This window comes from Burkholderia sp. HAN2018 (assembly GCF_024704855.1).
GTDB classification, from domain to species: domain Bacteria; phylum Pseudomonadota; class Gammaproteobacteria; order Burkholderiales; family Burkholderiaceae; genus Burkholderia; species Burkholderia cepacia.
In genome coordinates this window covers 20,790-36,041 of record NZ_QOBB01000015.1, presented here as the reverse complement: position 1 = coordinate 36,041, position 15,252 = coordinate 20,790, and the positions used below count along the sequence as shown (strand labels likewise).

Genomic DNA, 15,252 nt, shown 5'->3' with positions numbered 1-15,252 from the left:
ATTATAAAAATGACCTTCTAGCATCCCTCTGCAGTTCGTGACATGTCCTGGATCAAAGTCTGTACTTGATGCATTCCTCGAACATCACCCATACATAACCGGGGGATTACATGAAGAAACTGTCTCGCCTGCTGTCCATCACCGCGATTACCGTCGCGAGTCTCAGTGCTTTTGCCCAGGCCGGCGACCAGTCGGCCACGGTCGACAAGGCACTGCAACTGATCCAGCAGAACCCGTCCGCCTTCAGTCTGGCCGCTGGCGGCGCAGCACGCACGTTGAAGTTCGCAGGGCCGCAGGCGAGTGCGCCGACGGACGGCGATCAATTCGAGGTGCGCGACGTGATCGTCGATCCCGACGGCACCGAGCACGTGCGTTTCGACCGCTTCTACGCGGGCCTGCCCGTGATCGGCGGTGACGTGGTCGTCCATTCGAGCAAGGGGCAGTTGAAGCAGGCGAGCGTGACCCAGCTCGCGCCGATCAATCTCGCCGGCACGATCGGCAAGGTCGGAAACCGCTCCGTGATACGCAACGCGCCCGACATCGGCAACGCCAGGGTCAAGCGCATCGCGACCGCGCGTTTCAACTCGGACGTGCGCCGCGTCGACGACGCGGAACTCGTGGTGTTCGCACGCGACGTCACGCCGACGCTGGCCTATGCAGTGCGCGTATACGGCAAGTCGAACGACGTGCACGGCGATGCGGTGCTGTACTACGTCGACGCACGCACGGGCGCCGTGCTCGATGCGCAGGACCTGATCAAGACCGCCGCCGCGACCGGCACCGGCCGCTCGCTGTACTACGGCAACCTGACGCTGACCACCGACCAGACAGGCACGAACGCATACCGGATGCTCGATCCGAATCGCGGCGGCGGCTCTGTGTACGACGGTCGCGGACTGATCGCGGAGGACGTCGAGCAGGCGACCGACCTGCCGATCTTCACGAGCAGCACGAACGTGTGGGGCAACAACGCGACCACCGACCGGCAGACCGTCGCCGCCGACATCGATTACGGTCTGGCGTTAACTTGGGATTACTACAAGACGACGCACAACCGCAACGGTATCTTCAACGACGGGCGCGGCGTGAAGAGTTTCGCGCACGTGGTGTTCGACACCGGCAGCGGCACGACCGGCGCGAACGCGGCATGGATGCCGTCGCACATCATGGTGTACGGCGACGGCCAGCCCGGCACGAGCCTGCCGAAGCCGGTCGTGTCGGTCGACGTGGCCGGACACGAGATGAGCCACGGCGTGACCGAGGCCACGGCGAACCTGAACTATTCGGGCGACGCGGGCGGGCTGAACGAAGCGACTTCCGACATTTTCGGCACGCTCGTCAAGTACTACGCGAACAACCCGAACGATCCCGGCAACTACGTGATCGGTGCGCGCGTGGTGAGCGGCGGCCTGCGCAAGATGTACAAGCAGGATCTCGATGGCAGGTCGTTCAGCTGTTACCCGTCCGGCGGATTCTCGTGGTCGAATCCGCGCCACGATCCGCATTTCACGTCGGGCGTCGGCAACCGCCTTTTCTACCTGCTGGCGGAAGGCCCGACGGTGCCGTCGACCGATACCGGCCTGACGAAGGCGAAACTGGTCTGCAACGGCGACACGACCTTCACCGGGTTGGGCCGCGAGAAAGCCGGCAAGATCTGGTACCGGACGCTGACCGTGTATCTGAACGCGAACTCCAGCTACCCGAACGCGCGGCGTGCGTCGATCCAGGCGGCGAACGACCTGTACGGCGCGAATTCGGCCGAAAGCGCGACGGTCGCTCGCGCATGGAGCGCGGTCGGGGTGAATTGATGGCGTTTGTGCCAGTGCGTTGAATGCCCGAGGATCGATCGCGTGGTGGCATTTCGTGTCGGAGAACGGAGAGCCGATCGAGGCCACGCGACGCCCGGGCAAATGACGGACGCGTGTTGATCGACCGCCTGCAATTGCGGGCGGTCGATCTCTGGAATCCGGTTTTTATCTCGCCAGCCACCTATCCCGTTCTTCGGCACTTCGTGCCGACATGGTTGCGCCTGCCGCACCTTCCTCGATAACCGCGCCGCGTTCCCTGGCCATCCGTGACGAACCCGGAAGAAACCTGACGGTGAAACGCGGCGGAATCCGGCCGTATCACCCATCGCCCACACCCGTCGGTCGATCGGCAAACCATCGGCCGATCCTTCGATATCCCGCCCCGTCTCGTTCCGGCACTTTTCCCAGAAAAAATATCTTCCGGGCAATCGTTTGCGTGCCGCCGCGCGGCGTTCAGTTTATTCATCGCATGCCGATATCCGGAAGGCGCGCCTGATCGAAGCGGCATCGCCCCGCGGTTTCGATCGGGAACGGCATCCACGCATGCGACGGATAGGGGAAGAAAGGTTTTGGCGACAGTTTTAGGGTGCATCGTTCAACGGCACAATCACTGGCTGGTCCTGCTTGCCGCGCTGTTGTGCGGGGCCGGCTCGTGGGTCACCGCGCGCCTGTTCCAGCGCACGGTGAACACCTCCGGCACGCAGCGGTTCGGCTGGCAGGTGCTGACGGCCATTTCGGCCGGCGTGGCGATCTGGTGCACGCACTTCATCGCGATGCTCGGCTTCGACGCCGGCGCGCCCGTGCAATTCGACCTGCCGCTCACGCTCGTGTCGCTGCTCATCGCGGTCGGCGGCAGCACGATCGGCTTCGCGCTCACGACCTGCCGCATCGTCAGGATCGCGCCCGCGCTCGGCGGCGCGATCGTCGGCGTCGCGATCGTGCTGATGCATTACACCGGCATGCTCGCGTGGCGGGTCGAGGGCATCGTGTCGTGGGACATCGGCTACCTGGTCGCGTCGGTGTTGCTGGCGATGACCCTCGCGGCGCTCGCGCTGCACCTCGCGCTGCGGCCGTCGCCGCACGCGGTCAACCAGATGGCCGGCGTGCTGTCGCTGGCGATCCTCGCGCTGCATTTCACCGGGATGTCCGCGCTGCGCATCACGCCGCTGACGCTCGACGGCGCGTGGACCGACGTGAACACGCTGCGTCCGCTGGCGCTGGCGGTCGCGGGTACGTCGCTCGTGATCGTCTGCACGGGGCTCGTGAGCTACGTGATCGACAGCAACGTGCGGGCCGAATCGCTCGAGCACCTGCGCCGGCTGGCATTGAGCGACATGCTGACCGGCCTGCCGAACCGGGCGAGCTTCAACGAGCGGCTGGACCTCGAAATCGCGCTGGCGCAAGAGCAGGGCACGAAGCTCGCGCTGATCGGCATCGACCTGAACCGCTTCAAGGAAATCAACGACCTGCGCGGCCACCACGCCGGCGACGAGGTGCTGCGCATCCTCGCGCGGCGCATGTCGAACCTGCTGCGCGAAGGCGAATTCGTCGCCCGCATCGGCGGCGACGAATTCGCGGCACTTTGCCGGATGGGCGACGACGCACGCCTGATGGACCTGCTCGAACGGCTCGAGCCCGCGCTCTACAAGCCGGTCAGGCTGGACGACTACGAGGTCGTGCCGGGCGCGAGCTTCGGTGTGGCCATCTACCCGGACGACGCAGCCACCAAGGCGATCCTTATCAACAACGCGGACCTCGCGATGTACCGTGCGAAGGGCAGCGTCGCGCAATCGATCTGCTTCTACGAGCCGGCGATGGACCTGATCGTCCGGGCGCGCCGCAGCCTCGCGGCCGACCTGCGCCGCGCGGTGGCCGACAACCAGCTGAGCATCCACTACCAGGTGCAGACGTCGCTGACGACCGGCGAGATCCGCGGCTACGAGGCGCTGCTGCGCTGGCAGCATGCGACGCTCGGCACGATACCGCCCACCGAGTTCATTCCGCTCGCAGAGGAGAACGGCGTGATCCTGGAGATCGGCGCGTGGGTGCTGCGCGAGGCATGCGCGCGCGCGGCCACGTGGGAGCCGCCCTATACGGTCTCGGTGAACGTATCGGCCGTGCAGTTCATGCACGCGGACCTGACGGCGCTCGTGGCGGACGTGCTCGAGGAAACCGGCCTGCCGGCGTCGCGCCTGCAGCTGGAGCTGACCGAATCGACGATCTTTGCCGGCCGCGAGCGCGCGCTGGATACGCTGCGGCAGATCAAGGCGCTGGGCGTGAGCATCGCGCTCGACGATTTCGGTACCGGCTATTCGTCGCTCGACACGCTGCGCTCGTTCCCGTTCGACCGCATCAAGCTCGACCAGTCGTTCGTCGCGGACGCGGAAGCGAAACCGCAGGATCGCGCGATCATCCGCGCCGTGCTCGCGCTCGGCAAGAGCCTGGGCATTCCGATCCTGGCCGAAGGCATCGAGACGCGCGACCAGCTCGTGCTGCTGGCCGACGAAGGCTGCGACGAAGCGCAGGGCTTCCTGCTCGGCAGGCCCGCACCACTCAACGAGATTGTCGGCAGCGGGCAGATCGCGCTGACCGGCAGCAACCGCGCCAGCGCGACGGTTCCCGCGTCCGGATCGGCCGTCACGGCCGAGATGGATCCGGGCCCGCGCCGGTAAGCGACAACGCCGGATACGGCAATCCGAACGCAGGTTGCAGCAGGCAGGCTCACATGAAAACCCACTACGCACGGATGGTCAGACTGGCAAGCATCGCGGCGCCGGCCCGGAACCCGGACCTGCTCGCGGCGCAATTCCGGGTATTCGCCGGCCAGCTCCCGGTGATGTACCTGATCCTCGTCTCGAGCACCTGGAGCCTCGCCGTCACGCACCTGCGCAGCACGCCGTGGTGGCTGTCGGTCGCGATGCCGGCCGGGATGACGCTCGTGTCGCTCGCGCGGCTGCTGCACTGGCGCCGCGCGCGGCTGGTGGAGCCGACGCCGGACACCGTGTCGCGTGCGCTCACGATGACGAACTGGCTGGTGATCCCGATCGCGGTGACGTTCACCCTCTGGGCGCTGCTGCTGTTCCCGTACGGCGACGCGTGGCAAAAGGCCCAGGTCGCGTTCTACATGGCGATCACGGTGATCGGCTGCATCTTCAGCCTGATGTACCTGCGCACGGCCGCGCTGATCGTGGCCGTGATCGTCAACGCCGCGTTCATCGCGTTCTTCCTCTCGACGGGCCAGCCGACGCTCGTCGCCACCGCGGTCAACATGGCTTTCGTGTCGGCCGCGCTGATCGCCGTCATCTCGGTCAACTACCGGGGCTTCGTGCGTACCGTCGACGCGCAGGCCGAATCGCGGATGCGCGAGCAGGCGCAGACGCGGCTGATGCGGATGATCGACGACATGCCGGTGGCCGTGATGACGGCCGACCCGGAGACGTTCCGCATCAACTACCTGAACACGGCGTCGCGAAACCTGCTGCGCTCGATCGAGCATTTGCTGCCGATCCGCGCGGACGATGCGCTCGGCGCGTCGATCGACTTCTTCCATCCGCACCCGCAGCACCAGCGCCGCCTGCTCGCCGATCCGGCGAACCTGCCGCATCGCGGCCGCGTGCGGCTCGGGCCGGAAGTGCTCGACCTCCAGGTCTCGGCGGTGCGCGATGCCGAGGGGCGCTACATCGGCCCGATGCTGTCGTGGTCGATCGTCACGCAGCAGGCCGAGGCGGAAGCGCGCATCCACCAGCTCGCGCATCACGATTCGCTCACCGGCCTGCCGAACCGCGCGACCTTCCTCGCCGAATTCGACGCGAGCCTGCGCCGCTCGGACAAGACGCTCGGGCTGCTCTTCATCGACCTCGACGGCTTCAAGCTGATCAACGACGCGTGCGGGCATTCGGCGGGCGACGAGGTGCTGCGCCAGGTCGCGGAACGCCTTCGCGGGCAGTGCCCGGAAGCGAGGACGATGTTCGGGCGCATCGGCGGCGACGAATTCGCGGTGCTGCTGCGCGACACCGACGCGGATGGCGCGATGGGCGCGGCCGCGCGGCTCGTCGACACGCTCGTCGCGCCCTATGCGCCGTCGCCCGAGCGGCAGTTCCGCATCGGCGCATCGATCGGCTGCGTGCTGGCGCCGCATCACGGCAACGACGCCGGCGTGCTGCTGTCACGCGCGGACATGGCGCTCTATGCGGCCAAGAAAGCCGGGAAGGGTACGTACCGGATGTTCTCGCCGGACATGGAAACGAGCGCGCAGGAGCGGATCGCGCTCGAATCGAAGCTGCGCGTCGCGCTGGACGAGAACCAGGGGCTGTACGTGTTCTACCAGCCGATCGTCGATGTCCGGACTCGCAAGGTGACGGCGCGGGAGGCCCTGCTGCGCTGGCATCACCCGCGCGCCGGCTGGATTTCGCCGGGCTACTTCATTCCGGTGGCCGAGCGCGGCGGCCTGATCGACCGGCTCGGCCGCTTCGTGCTCGACCATGCCTGCCGGGAGGCGGCGCGCTGGCCGGACGGCGCGCGCGTCGCCGTGAACGTGTCGGCGGCGCAGCTCGGCCACGGCACGATCGTGCCGGCCTTCGCGGCGGCGCTGGCCGGCGCGGGCCTCACGCCCGACCGGCTGGAAATCGAGGTGACGGAAACCGCGCTGCTGCATGACGAGGGCAAGGCGATCGCGGACCTGCGCGCGCTGCGTTCGATGGGCGTGCGCGTCGCCCTCGACGATTTCGGCACGGGCTTCTCGTCGCTCGCGCATCTGCGCGCGTTTCCGTTCGACAAGATCAAGATCGACGGCAGCTTCGTGCGCGATGCGATCTCGCGACCGGACTGCGCGGCCGTCGTGTGCGCGGTGGCCGATCTCGGCAAGCGCCTCGGTGTGACGACCGTCGCGGAAGGCGTCGAGACGGAGGAGCAACTGGCGTGCATCACGGATGCCGGCTGCCGCGAGGTGCAGGGCTTCCTGATCGGCAAGCCCGCGCCGGGCGAGCACGATGCGCCGGCCATTCGCTGGATCGAGCGGGCCGCGCTGGCTGCGCAGTCGACGGGCAGGCGGGCGTGAGCGACGGCGACGTGACCGGACTGCGCGATACCCGGATCGATCGACGGCCGAAAACGTGCATTCCGGGATGACGATTGCGCGCGCCGGGCGGGTTGCGTTGAAGGTCAGGAATGCACGTCCGCGATCACGCGTCGAATGGCAAACGCCAGCGGATCGACCTCGTGCACCCCGATGCTGAGCCTCGCATCGAACGACGCCGCAAGCTGCTCGAGTTGCCCGAAAGCGTATCCGGGGTCCGCGGTGACGATGGTCACGAAGGCCATACCCCGGCGATATCCCGCCTTGACATCGATGCGAACGCCGCCCGGAAACCGCTGGTGAAGCGCTTCGCGAACCAGGCCGATATCGATCTCGCCGGGTTCCGCGCGCCGGCCTTTCCGAGGGGTGACATCACGCACGAAAAAATAGGCGCTGACGCGCACTTCCGGGCCGTCGATGGCGCCGACATGCGCACCTTGCCGATAGGCGAGCACCGCGAGCCGCTTGCGCCGCTCGATTCCCGATACCAGGACACACGTGCCGGCGACGTTGGTCTGGCCTTCCGCGATCATTTGCGCGAATCGAACCGCCCGCTCGCCGGAATCCTCACGCGAGCCGAAATGCAGCGCAAGCCTTGGCGTTCTACCGATTTCCGCGCCGAGCCGCTTCTTGACCGACAGCATGGCCGCGTCGTCGATGTCGTCGAACACGAGTTCCGCGGCGAGCGGGCGACCGGCGCAATAGCCGGTGAGCAGTTGCCGGATCTCGACGAGTTCACCTGGCGCGCCGTCACCCTGCAGCTCGAGCGTGACGAGGACGACCTCTCCATGCAGCCAGGTCCTGGCGGCGGGATGGGGCTTCCGGGCGGCCAGATCGCGTGCGTCATCCGCGCCTGACGCACGCACCGCGGCCAGCAGGAACACGTCGTGGGCGTGGATGCCGCCGGGCACCACGTATGCGCCTTTCTTCCAGGCCAGCGCACGCAATTCCGGAAACAGGTCGTCCGCCTCGTATCCCGTTGCGATCACCGAGCGGCCGATCGCCGCCAGCTCGCGGGGCGACCCTCCGCCCGACAAGCCCGGCCCCGCGACCGCTTCCTCCTTGAACAGGCGCTTCCACTCGGACGAATACTCGGCATCGGGCGCCCATGACGGCAGCAGTTGTGCGAGGTAGGCGTCCGCATCCGCGATGGTCTCGAATTTTGCGACCATCACGCACTCACCACTGTTGTTGCCGGAGAAGGCCTGCCACACGCTGACCGGCGGCGTTGACCGGGTTCGACCGGCATCTGCGCCGCGACGTGCACAACCGCGCCGCGCACTGGGCTGCTCGAGATGCGCACGCGCGTTGCGCCACCCGTGCAGGATGTCCTCCGCACTGGCGGCAGGCAGGCCGCCGTCCTGGAACGAACAGCCCTGCATGCGTTGATCGGGCGTGATGGAGACGAAGTCCAGCCCCGCGCCGCAGTCGCCACTGCCATCGGCTCCGTCGAACAATCTGGATACGGGCACCGCGTCGCCGAAGCACACCGACAGGCGGCAGGCGATCGGCGAATCCTGCACGATAGCCGCGAGCTGCGCGCGCCCCCTCGGCGAAAGGTGCCTGCGCAAATCGGGGCCGATGTAGGACAGCAACGAGACATCCTGACAACCCAGCGCGGCCAGTTCGGCCAGCAGGGCGGGGAGGCCCGGCAGCACGGCGTCGTCGACGATCAGGTTGGCGCCCCACCTTTGCCCGTATTCCGACAGGACCGTGCCCGCGTCGCGCCAGCGCACATCGTCGTAGAGCGAGACGCGGACCTGGCCGAAGCGGCCCGCGTAGGGCGCGAACGTGTTGCGCCGGATCAGCGTTCCATTGGTCGTGACGTTCAGTGCAAGCGGCGTGGTGTGATGGAGGATGTCGATCAGCTCGGCGAATCCACGGAACGCGAACGGCTCTCCGCCGCCGAAGGCGACTTCCAGCGTGCCTGCCGCGGCGAGGCCGCGAAGGACGCCGGCGGCCGACTGGACGGACCAGGCGCTGTCGCGCCGCACATCACGCGAGCAGAAGTCGCAGGACAGATTGCACTTGTTCGTTATCCCGAACATCACGACCCGGGGTGCGAGGCGCCGCAAGTGGCGGGTCGCCGCGCTCTCGATCCGGACGTGCGTTCCTGTCGCGGGGTGAAAGCGCAGCAGCGCGCCGTCCAGCGGATACGCCCTGAATGCATTGCGGTCAAAACCAGTGGAAACCGGCATCGGCGAGGCCCTCTGTCTTTTTGTCGAGGATCCCCGTGAACCCGGTGGCAGCACGGGAAACCGTCATATTTGAAGCAACTCGCGCAGTCACCATCCATTGCCTCGCTGAGCATGAATGGCAGGCGCGGGGAATGGCGCAAGGCGCTTCACGCTCGGGGAGAAAGGAATCCTCGAGCGCGTCGCGCCCGAAAGGGAAATCATCCCGGCGTGTAGCCGGCAGCCGACACGCGCGGCCGCCGTAGAGTCGCACCGATTATAACGGCGGCCCGATCACGGCCCGGCCTGCGAGGTCAGATGCGGTCGAAGTTGAACGGCGTCACGTCCGGCAGGCCTTCGACCCGTTGTACCTCGACGCTGCGCCCAGTGCGGAGCGTGTCGATCGTGCGGCGCGCCTCGAGTGCCTTCTTTGAAACGACCCATCAAGCCGGACGGCAAGCGGATCGCGGAGAAGTGAACTGCGATGCTTGCTCGAGGTCATTGCGGTGCATGCGCAGCCGCCGTAGGATGGCGGGAGACGTGCGTTTCACATCACGTCATCTTGGCGACATCTTTCTCACGTACATCTATTGCACTTCGCCAGTTGGCGGGGTGCCGATTTTTCAAGGAAGACCGACCATGGCGGCAAAACGCCTTCGCATCAACATGATTACCCGTCGCCAGTCGACGTTCGACGGCCGTCATCTCGACACCGAGGCGGTACGCCGCTACGACGCGCAAGTGCAAGACGCGATTCCCGCCCAATTGAAAGGCACGCAGGGTGCCGAGGCGGAATGGCTGCCGCGCGTGAAGGTGAGCGAGCGTTAATCCGGATACACCGATTCCGCCGTCCGGCCGCGCGCCCCTGTTTCGATCGATGTGAAACGCGCCCGCCGGACGGCGGGCGCATGATGACGCGCGACGCGCGCGTCTCCTCGTTCGCGAATTACTGGCTGGTGGCCAGCTCCGCTGCGGGGACCTTCACGACGGGCCGCAAACCGATCACGAGCGGACGTGCCTCAGTGGACAGCGCGCTCACGTCGCCGCGATTGGCGCGCACGATCAGGCCCGCCACCGCATTCAGTGCGCTCATGAACGCGCCTTCGAGCCAGCCGCCGAGGTGGCTGTAGCTGTCGCTGGCGATGAAGAAGCGGTTGTCGAGCGACGCGGCGAGCGCATGCGTGTGATACCGGAAGCACAGGTTGCTCTGGTGATGGTCGCCCGTCATGTCGAGCTTGAAGCCGCCGGCCGTCTTGTTGGTCGTCCAGTCGAAGACAAAGCGGTCCGCCGTGCGTGCTTCCGCGAGCAGCCGATAGAACCACCACGGTTGTGCGTTCGACGCGCCCGCATACTTCACGTACCGATACGCGCGATTCACCATCGTCCGGTACATCCCGTCCGCCGTACCGGTCTCGGTTGCCGGGTTTTGCGGATACAACCCGAAATCGTGCTGAAGCCGGGTCGAATCGTCCTCCCACGTGTAGCTGGCGAGCAGGCTCGAATACTCGGGCGCCTGGCCGTCTTCGACGATGGGGCTCGGTACCACGTAGCTCGCCGCGAGGCCGCTGTCGGAGACGACGGCCTTGATCGGTTCGCCGCGCCATTGCGGGACCCACGGCTGGTCGAGCGCGGCGGTCTTGACGGTGGCGAACACCTTCGACGAGCGCGCCATGTGAAGCTGGCCGATCGCCGTGACGATCCGGGCGTTCGCAGCGGGGCTGCTATCGCTCAGCAGCAGCGGCGGATAGACCTGGTTGTACGTATGCGTTTCGAGGCCCAGGCCCGCGTCCCCCAGATTCTGGCTGGCGGCATGTTCGAAGCCGCTGCGGCTGACGATCGGTGTCAACTGATCGTGCGGGACGGCGAGGATCACGAAATCGTAGGCTTCGGAATGGACGGCGTTATGGCTGTCGTATGACAGCAGTTGTGCGCGCGCCGACGCGGTGCCGGAATGACAGGCGTTCGCGACGCGTTCCTGACGAACCTGGACGGCCAGCTTGCCGGCGCCGACGTCCTGGGCCTTGAGGAACAGATTCCGGATGAACTCGACGTTTTCCGTGACCGGCAGCGTGTATTCGTTCGAATAGTCCCAGAGGATCAGCCGCATCATCTCGACCAGCGAGATGTTGTACAGCGGCTTGAAGCCGCCGGTGCCGAAGCCGAAGCGGCCGAACAGTTCGACGTAGTAGCTGATCGATTCATCGACGTCGAGCACACCGTCGACCGGCGGCAGCGTTCCCTTCTCGAACGCAACCGTCACGATTTCGCGGACGGCCGCACCGAGCGTCAGGCCATCGTATTGCGCGATGAACTCGGGCCAGTACTTCGTCTGAATCCGCTCGAGGGCATCGGCCGGCGGCGTAGCCGCATTCAGGATCGCCGCGATCTTGGCCGGATCCACATTGGCGATCGGATACATCGCGACATTCTCGCCTTGCGGGTTGCCCGCCAGCCCGCCGGCGACGACACCCAGTACCTTCAACGTCGGCGAATCCGGATCTTCCCAGTCTTTCGGATCGCTCCCGACATAACGATCGACCCGATTGCCGAACACGAATTCGGTCGGCACCTTGCCGGGATTCGGAAATACCTTGATCGGTGCCGCGTCCCCGAATGCGGCGGACGCATAATGCCAGGTCAATCCGGCGATTTCCGGAAAGCGCATCGCGCCTACTTCGTAAATGGTGTCGCCGCCGGCGGGATCGCCGTTGTGAACGAGCGCCGCCGACACTCTTCCGGCCTTGAGCCCGCGTACCTTGATCGCCTTGATTCCCGGCCGGTCATGAAGAAACGAATCGGGATCGGCTTCGTAGATCTGCACGTCGATGCCGCTTCCTGCCGGCAGTGTCGCCGCGAGCCGGCCCAGTTCGTAGAGTGCGGCAATGCCGCCTGCTCCGCCGCCGACGATGGCGATCCTGTAGTTGCCGGCGGGCAGCGTACCCAACGGCGCGGCGGCGGCGACGGGATAGGACACCAGCGCTGAATCGGGATGCCGGTAGTTGATCCCGCTCAACCGGGCTTCACCAACGGTGGTGGCAATCTTCTTCTCGTCCTTCAGGCCGAGCAGCCGGGGAATGACGGTAACGCCCATGACGTTTCTCCATCGAGAGAGTGGAAACCGCGCGATATCGATCCCGCTTGCCGCTGGCACAGCGCGTCGGGACCGATTCAGGACAACGACAACGCATTGCGAACGAAGCTTGCGCAGTATGCGAATGCGGTTTCGCCAAATCAATCAATTTTTGTTTGAGAAACGATCGAGGAGAATGAGCGAAATGATGGAAAAGAGGCGGGCTTGGGAAAGGGGGGATTTCGTGGCGGTAAAAGTCACGGGATCCCGATCGAAGCGCCGACCAATCTTCGGATTGCAGAACACGCGACCGGTGAAGCGTGCGATCAGCTGCGCAAGCACCGCTGACTGGTGACGCCTGCCTCGACATCCTCGAAAATGCGCCTCCCCGTGCTCGATGAACCGGGGAGGCGCCTCGCCAGCCTGACAGAGCCGTCAAAGGTCCGACCGCACGCAACGGTCAGTTCGACATCCCGAATCGCGGATCGATATACGCATCGATATTCTGCGACTGCTTGTACACGCCGTTGCGCACGTTGAACGCATTCGCGTTGCGCGTCGAGCCATAGATCGAATCGAGACCGTCGCCCTTGCGGAACGCACGCTTCGCGGCCGCTTCGTCGAGCAGGTGCGTGCCTTTCAGCAGCGGGAGGTATTGTTCCGGCGTGAGCCCGACGCGCGCGGACATGATCCTGACCGCATCTGCCTGCGTCTTCGGGTCGTTGATGTACGCGACGCAGCGGTACCACACCTTGATCACCTTGGCCCAGTCGGCCCGGCGCGCGGCGAGGCTCGCAGGCGCGACCGTGATCGCATCGTAGATCAGCCCCGGCGCGTCGGCCGACGTGAAGATCGCGCGTGCGCCCGGCGCGCGCTTCAACGCCTCGTTCGCGTTCGGCTGCCATGCGGCGACGGCGGCGACATCGGTCGACGAGCCGAGCACCTGCGGCAGTTCGTTGGTCTTCGCATTGACCAGCGTCACGTCGCCATCCTTCAATCCGTGCTTTTGCAGCGCGGTTTCGAGCAACAGGTGATCGACGAGGCCGAGCTCGACGCCGACCTTCTTGCCCTTCAGCCCCTCGACGCTGCGCAGCGGCGGCTTCGCGATGATCATGTCGTTACCGGCGGAATAGTCGGTCAGCAGGATCATCACGTTCTTCGCGCCGGATGCGCCCGTCACGAGCGCATCGCCGTTGGTTGCCGCGACCGCGTCGAGCTTGCCCGCGGAAAACGCGTCGAGCGACGCCGAGTAATCGAACCATTCGAAATCGACGTCGACGCCGGCCTCCTTGAACCAGCCCTTGTCGAGCGCGACCTGGAACGCGACCCAGCCGGGCCAGTCGCTGTAGCCGATCTTCAGCGGCGCCGCCGCGTGAACGGCGGGCGCCGCGAGCAGCGCCGCAGCCGTGGCGGCGGCACCCCATGCACGACGGGCGGAACGGAAGGACAGCAGGCGGCGGAGTGCCGAGGCGGGACGGGTCATCGTGTTTCTCCAGGAGACCGGGATCGGGATCGTCGATACGGACCGTGCAGGAGCACGGTCCGGCTGCGTAGCCGGTTCCTGCGGATGCGGAACGAACGAAGCGGCCACGGAGAGGCGCGATGGCCGTTGCCATCGCCAGTCTCCCGGGCTTTTGTCCCGCCGTGTAGCGCGTGCGCGTCCGCTCTCGCGATCGGACGAACCCGTGCCGGGCTGCTCTCGGACCAGACGTTCGATGAACCGGAACCCTAGCATCCCTAAGATGCGACGCCGCCGCACCTCTCGGCGTCATGCCGAGCGAGAACCGTGCCAACGACGTGCGACGAGGGCGGCTCAGCGGCGGCGCGCGGCCCGTTGCAGTTCGATGAAGCGGGCGGAGAAGAGGGCTGTCAGCGCACGCCGGAGCAGGTCGAGCTTGTTCATGAGCGGTTGGATGTCGAGTGAAGGTGCCGCCATCGATGCAATGCCCATGCCATTGCGGATCGTGCCGTGCATGCGCATGCGACACGCACTGCGCCGGTGCGGGATCGCGTTCGCCTGGTGCGCGGCACGCCCGCCGCGAGGGCACGGGGCCGCCGCCATGTCGTGCACGCGGCGCACGTGCGGGCCGCCGCACCGCGTTGTGCAGCCGTTTCGTCGAGGCTGGCACGCAACTCGCTTGATCGTTGCCCGAGAGGTGCGAAGCAATTTGCATCATCTTCAGGATCGCTAGGGTTCCGGTCATGCGGCGTTCGCGCCGCACGATGCCTGGTCCGAGAGCAATCCGGTCTTGCCTTCGCCTCGATACGAGGCAGCGGCGAGGCTCCACGGAGGGATAAAAGCCCGGGAGGTCGCGATGTCGTTCGGTCGCCCTCTCACGCCTTTTATCCAACCGACCACGGAGCCGCCATGTCGCCGAGCCCCCAAGCCGTCCTCGCCCCACTACCGCACGTCGCGTGGGAAACGCTGATTCCCGCCGGCACCCACTGGTCCGGCATCCTGCGCCGCGGCCTCGCGCTGCGCATCGTCGATGTCGAAGGCGGCGCGAACCTGTCCGCCGTATTTCATCGCCAGGAAGACCCGCTCGAACGCTACAACATGGCCGATACGCTGAAGGCGCAGCACACCGCGCATCTCACGCGCGGCCATGCGCTGTACACGGACATGGGGCGCGTGATCGCGTCGATCACGGCCGACACGCTCGGCTGGCACGACCCGCTCGGCGGCGTCGGCGACGCGCGCCTGTTCGCACACAAGTACGGCACGACGACGTACCAGGCCGATCGCAACGCGATGATCCGCAACGGTCGCGACAGCCTCGTGCTCGAGCTCGCGAAGTACGGGCTGTCGGCGCGCGACCTCGCCGCGAACGTCAATTTCTTCAGCAAGCTCGAGACGGGGGACGACGGCACGCTCGATTTCGTCCCCGGCCATTCGACGGCCGGCAGTGCCGTCGACCTGCGCTTCGAGATGAACACGCTCGCGGCATTCTCGACCGCGCCGCATCCGCTCGATCCGCGTGCGGACTATGCGCCGAAGCCGGTGAAGCTGATCGCGTACCGCGCGTATCCGGCGGACGCCGCCGCACCCGAAGACGATCCGTGCCGGCGCGCGTGCGCCGAGAACATGCGCGGCTTCACCAACACCGACCGCCTGTTCGCGTAAGG

Annotated in this window: 10 protein-coding genes and 2 riboswitches; of the genes, 5 read left to right on the top strand and 5 right to left on the bottom strand. The window is 66.3% G+C overall.

Features of this window, described 5'->3' with window-relative positions:
- Nucleotides 1-110 precede the first annotated feature (110 nt).
- From DPV74_RS05730 to DPV74_RS05720, 3 genes are all read left to right on the top strand, one after another.
- Complete coding sequence (locus DPV74_RS05730) at nt 111-1,808, top strand: M4 family metallopeptidase (protein WP_021158125.1); 1,698 nt, start codon at nt 111-113, stop codon at nt 1,806-1,808.
- Nucleotides 1,809-2,377: 569 nt separating this feature from the next.
- Nucleotides 2,378-4,480, top strand: coding sequence for a bifunctional diguanylate cyclase/phosphodiesterase (locus tag DPV74_RS05725; RefSeq protein WP_119336735.1), 2,103 nt, complete (start codon nt 2,378-2,380; stop codon nt 4,478-4,480).
- A 53-nt stretch (nt 4,481-4,533) separates the two neighbouring features.
- Nucleotides 4,534-6,864, top strand: a complete 2,331-nt coding sequence (locus tag DPV74_RS05720; RefSeq protein WP_119336734.1) for a bifunctional diguanylate cyclase/phosphodiesterase — start codon at nt 4,534-4,536, stop codon at nt 6,862-6,864.
- A gap of 104 nt (nt 6,865-6,968) precedes the next feature.
- Here DPV74_RS05720 and DPV74_RS05715 read toward each other — a convergent pair whose 3' ends face one another.
- Nucleotides 6,969-9,080 carry a radical SAM protein gene (locus DPV74_RS05715; RefSeq protein ID WP_119336733.1) on the bottom strand — a complete coding sequence of 704 codons (2,112 nt, stop codon included), beginning with the start codon at nt 9,078-9,080 and terminating at the stop codon, nt 6,969-6,971.
- A gap of 516 nt (nt 9,081-9,596) precedes the next feature.
- On the opposite strand from DPV74_RS05715, the gene DPV74_RS05710 reads away from it, so the two are divergent.
- On the top strand, nt 9,597-9,884 hold the full coding sequence (locus DPV74_RS05710; RefSeq protein WP_226151172.1) for a hypothetical protein: 288 nt from the start codon (nt 9,597-9,599) through the stop codon (nt 9,882-9,884).
- A 118-nt stretch (nt 9,885-10,002) separates the two neighbouring features.
- On the opposite strand, the gene DPV74_RS05705 is transcribed toward DPV74_RS05710, so the two are convergent.
- From DPV74_RS05705 to DPV74_RS05690, 4 genes are all read right to left on the bottom strand, one after another.
- Nucleotides 10,003-12,147 (bottom strand): tryptophan 2-monooxygenase oxidoreductase, encoded by a 2,145-nt coding sequence (locus DPV74_RS05705; protein ID WP_119336732.1) that lies wholly within the window; start codon nt 12,145-12,147, stop codon nt 10,003-10,005.
- 144 nt (nt 12,148-12,291) lie between these two features.
- Nucleotides 12,292-12,468, bottom strand: a complete 177-nt coding sequence (locus DPV74_RS05700; RefSeq protein ID WP_162922960.1) for a hypothetical protein — start codon at nt 12,466-12,468, stop codon at nt 12,292-12,294.
- Between the two features lie 118 nt (nt 12,469-12,586).
- The gene (locus DPV74_RS05695; protein WP_119336731.1) at nt 12,587-13,609 is read right to left on the bottom strand and encodes an ABC transporter substrate-binding protein; all 1,023 of its coding nucleotides are present in this window, start codon (nt 13,607-13,609) and stop codon (nt 12,587-12,589) included.
- Nucleotides 13,610-13,747: 138 nt separating this feature from the next.
- Nucleotides 13,748-13,869: riboswitch (guanidine-I (ykkC/yxkD leader) on the bottom strand.
- A gap of 70 nt (nt 13,870-13,939) precedes the next feature.
- Nucleotides 13,940-14,101: a hypothetical protein gene (locus tag DPV74_RS05690; RefSeq protein ID WP_205571892.1), complete on the bottom strand. Its 162-nt coding sequence runs from the start codon at nt 14,099-14,101 to the stop codon at nt 13,940-13,942.
- A gap of 202 nt (nt 14,102-14,303) precedes the next feature.
- A riboswitch (guanidine-I (ykkC/yxkD leader) is annotated at nt 14,304-14,437 on the top strand.
- A 57-nt stretch (nt 14,438-14,494) separates the two neighbouring features.
- Here DPV74_RS05690 and DPV74_RS05685 point away from each other — a divergent pair.
- Nucleotides 14,495-15,250, top strand: a complete 756-nt coding sequence (locus DPV74_RS05685) for an urea amidolyase associated protein UAAP1 (RefSeq protein WP_060084668.1) — start codon at nt 14,495-14,497, stop codon at nt 15,248-15,250.
- The last annotated feature ends 2 nt before the right edge of the window (nt 15,251-15,252 follow it).

Coding starts and splice junctions, on each gene's coding strand:
- DPV74_RS05690 (WP_205571892.1), bottom strand. CDS start 14,101: ATGCACGGCACGATCCGCAATGGCATGGGCATTGCATCGATGGCGGCA.
- DPV74_RS05715 (WP_119336733.1), bottom strand. CDS start 9,080: ATGCCGGTTTCCACTGGTTTTGACCGCAATGCATTCAGGGCGTATCCG.
- DPV74_RS05720 (WP_119336734.1), top strand. CDS start 4,534: ATGAAAACCCACTACGCACGGATGGTCAGACTGGCAAGCATCGCGGCG.
- DPV74_RS05730 (WP_021158125.1), top strand. CDS start 111: ATGAAGAAACTGTCTCGCCTGCTGTCCATCACCGCGATTACCGTCGCG.
- DPV74_RS05705 (WP_119336732.1), bottom strand. CDS start 12,147: ATGGGCGTTACCGTCATTCCCCGGCTGCTCGGCCTGAAGGACGAGAAG.
- DPV74_RS05685 (WP_060084668.1), top strand. CDS start 14,495: ATGTCGCCGAGCCCCCAAGCCGTCCTCGCCCCACTACCGCACGTCGCG.
- DPV74_RS05695 (WP_119336731.1), bottom strand. CDS start 13,609: ATGACCCGTCCCGCCTCGGCACTCCGCCGCCTGCTGTCCTTCCGTTCC.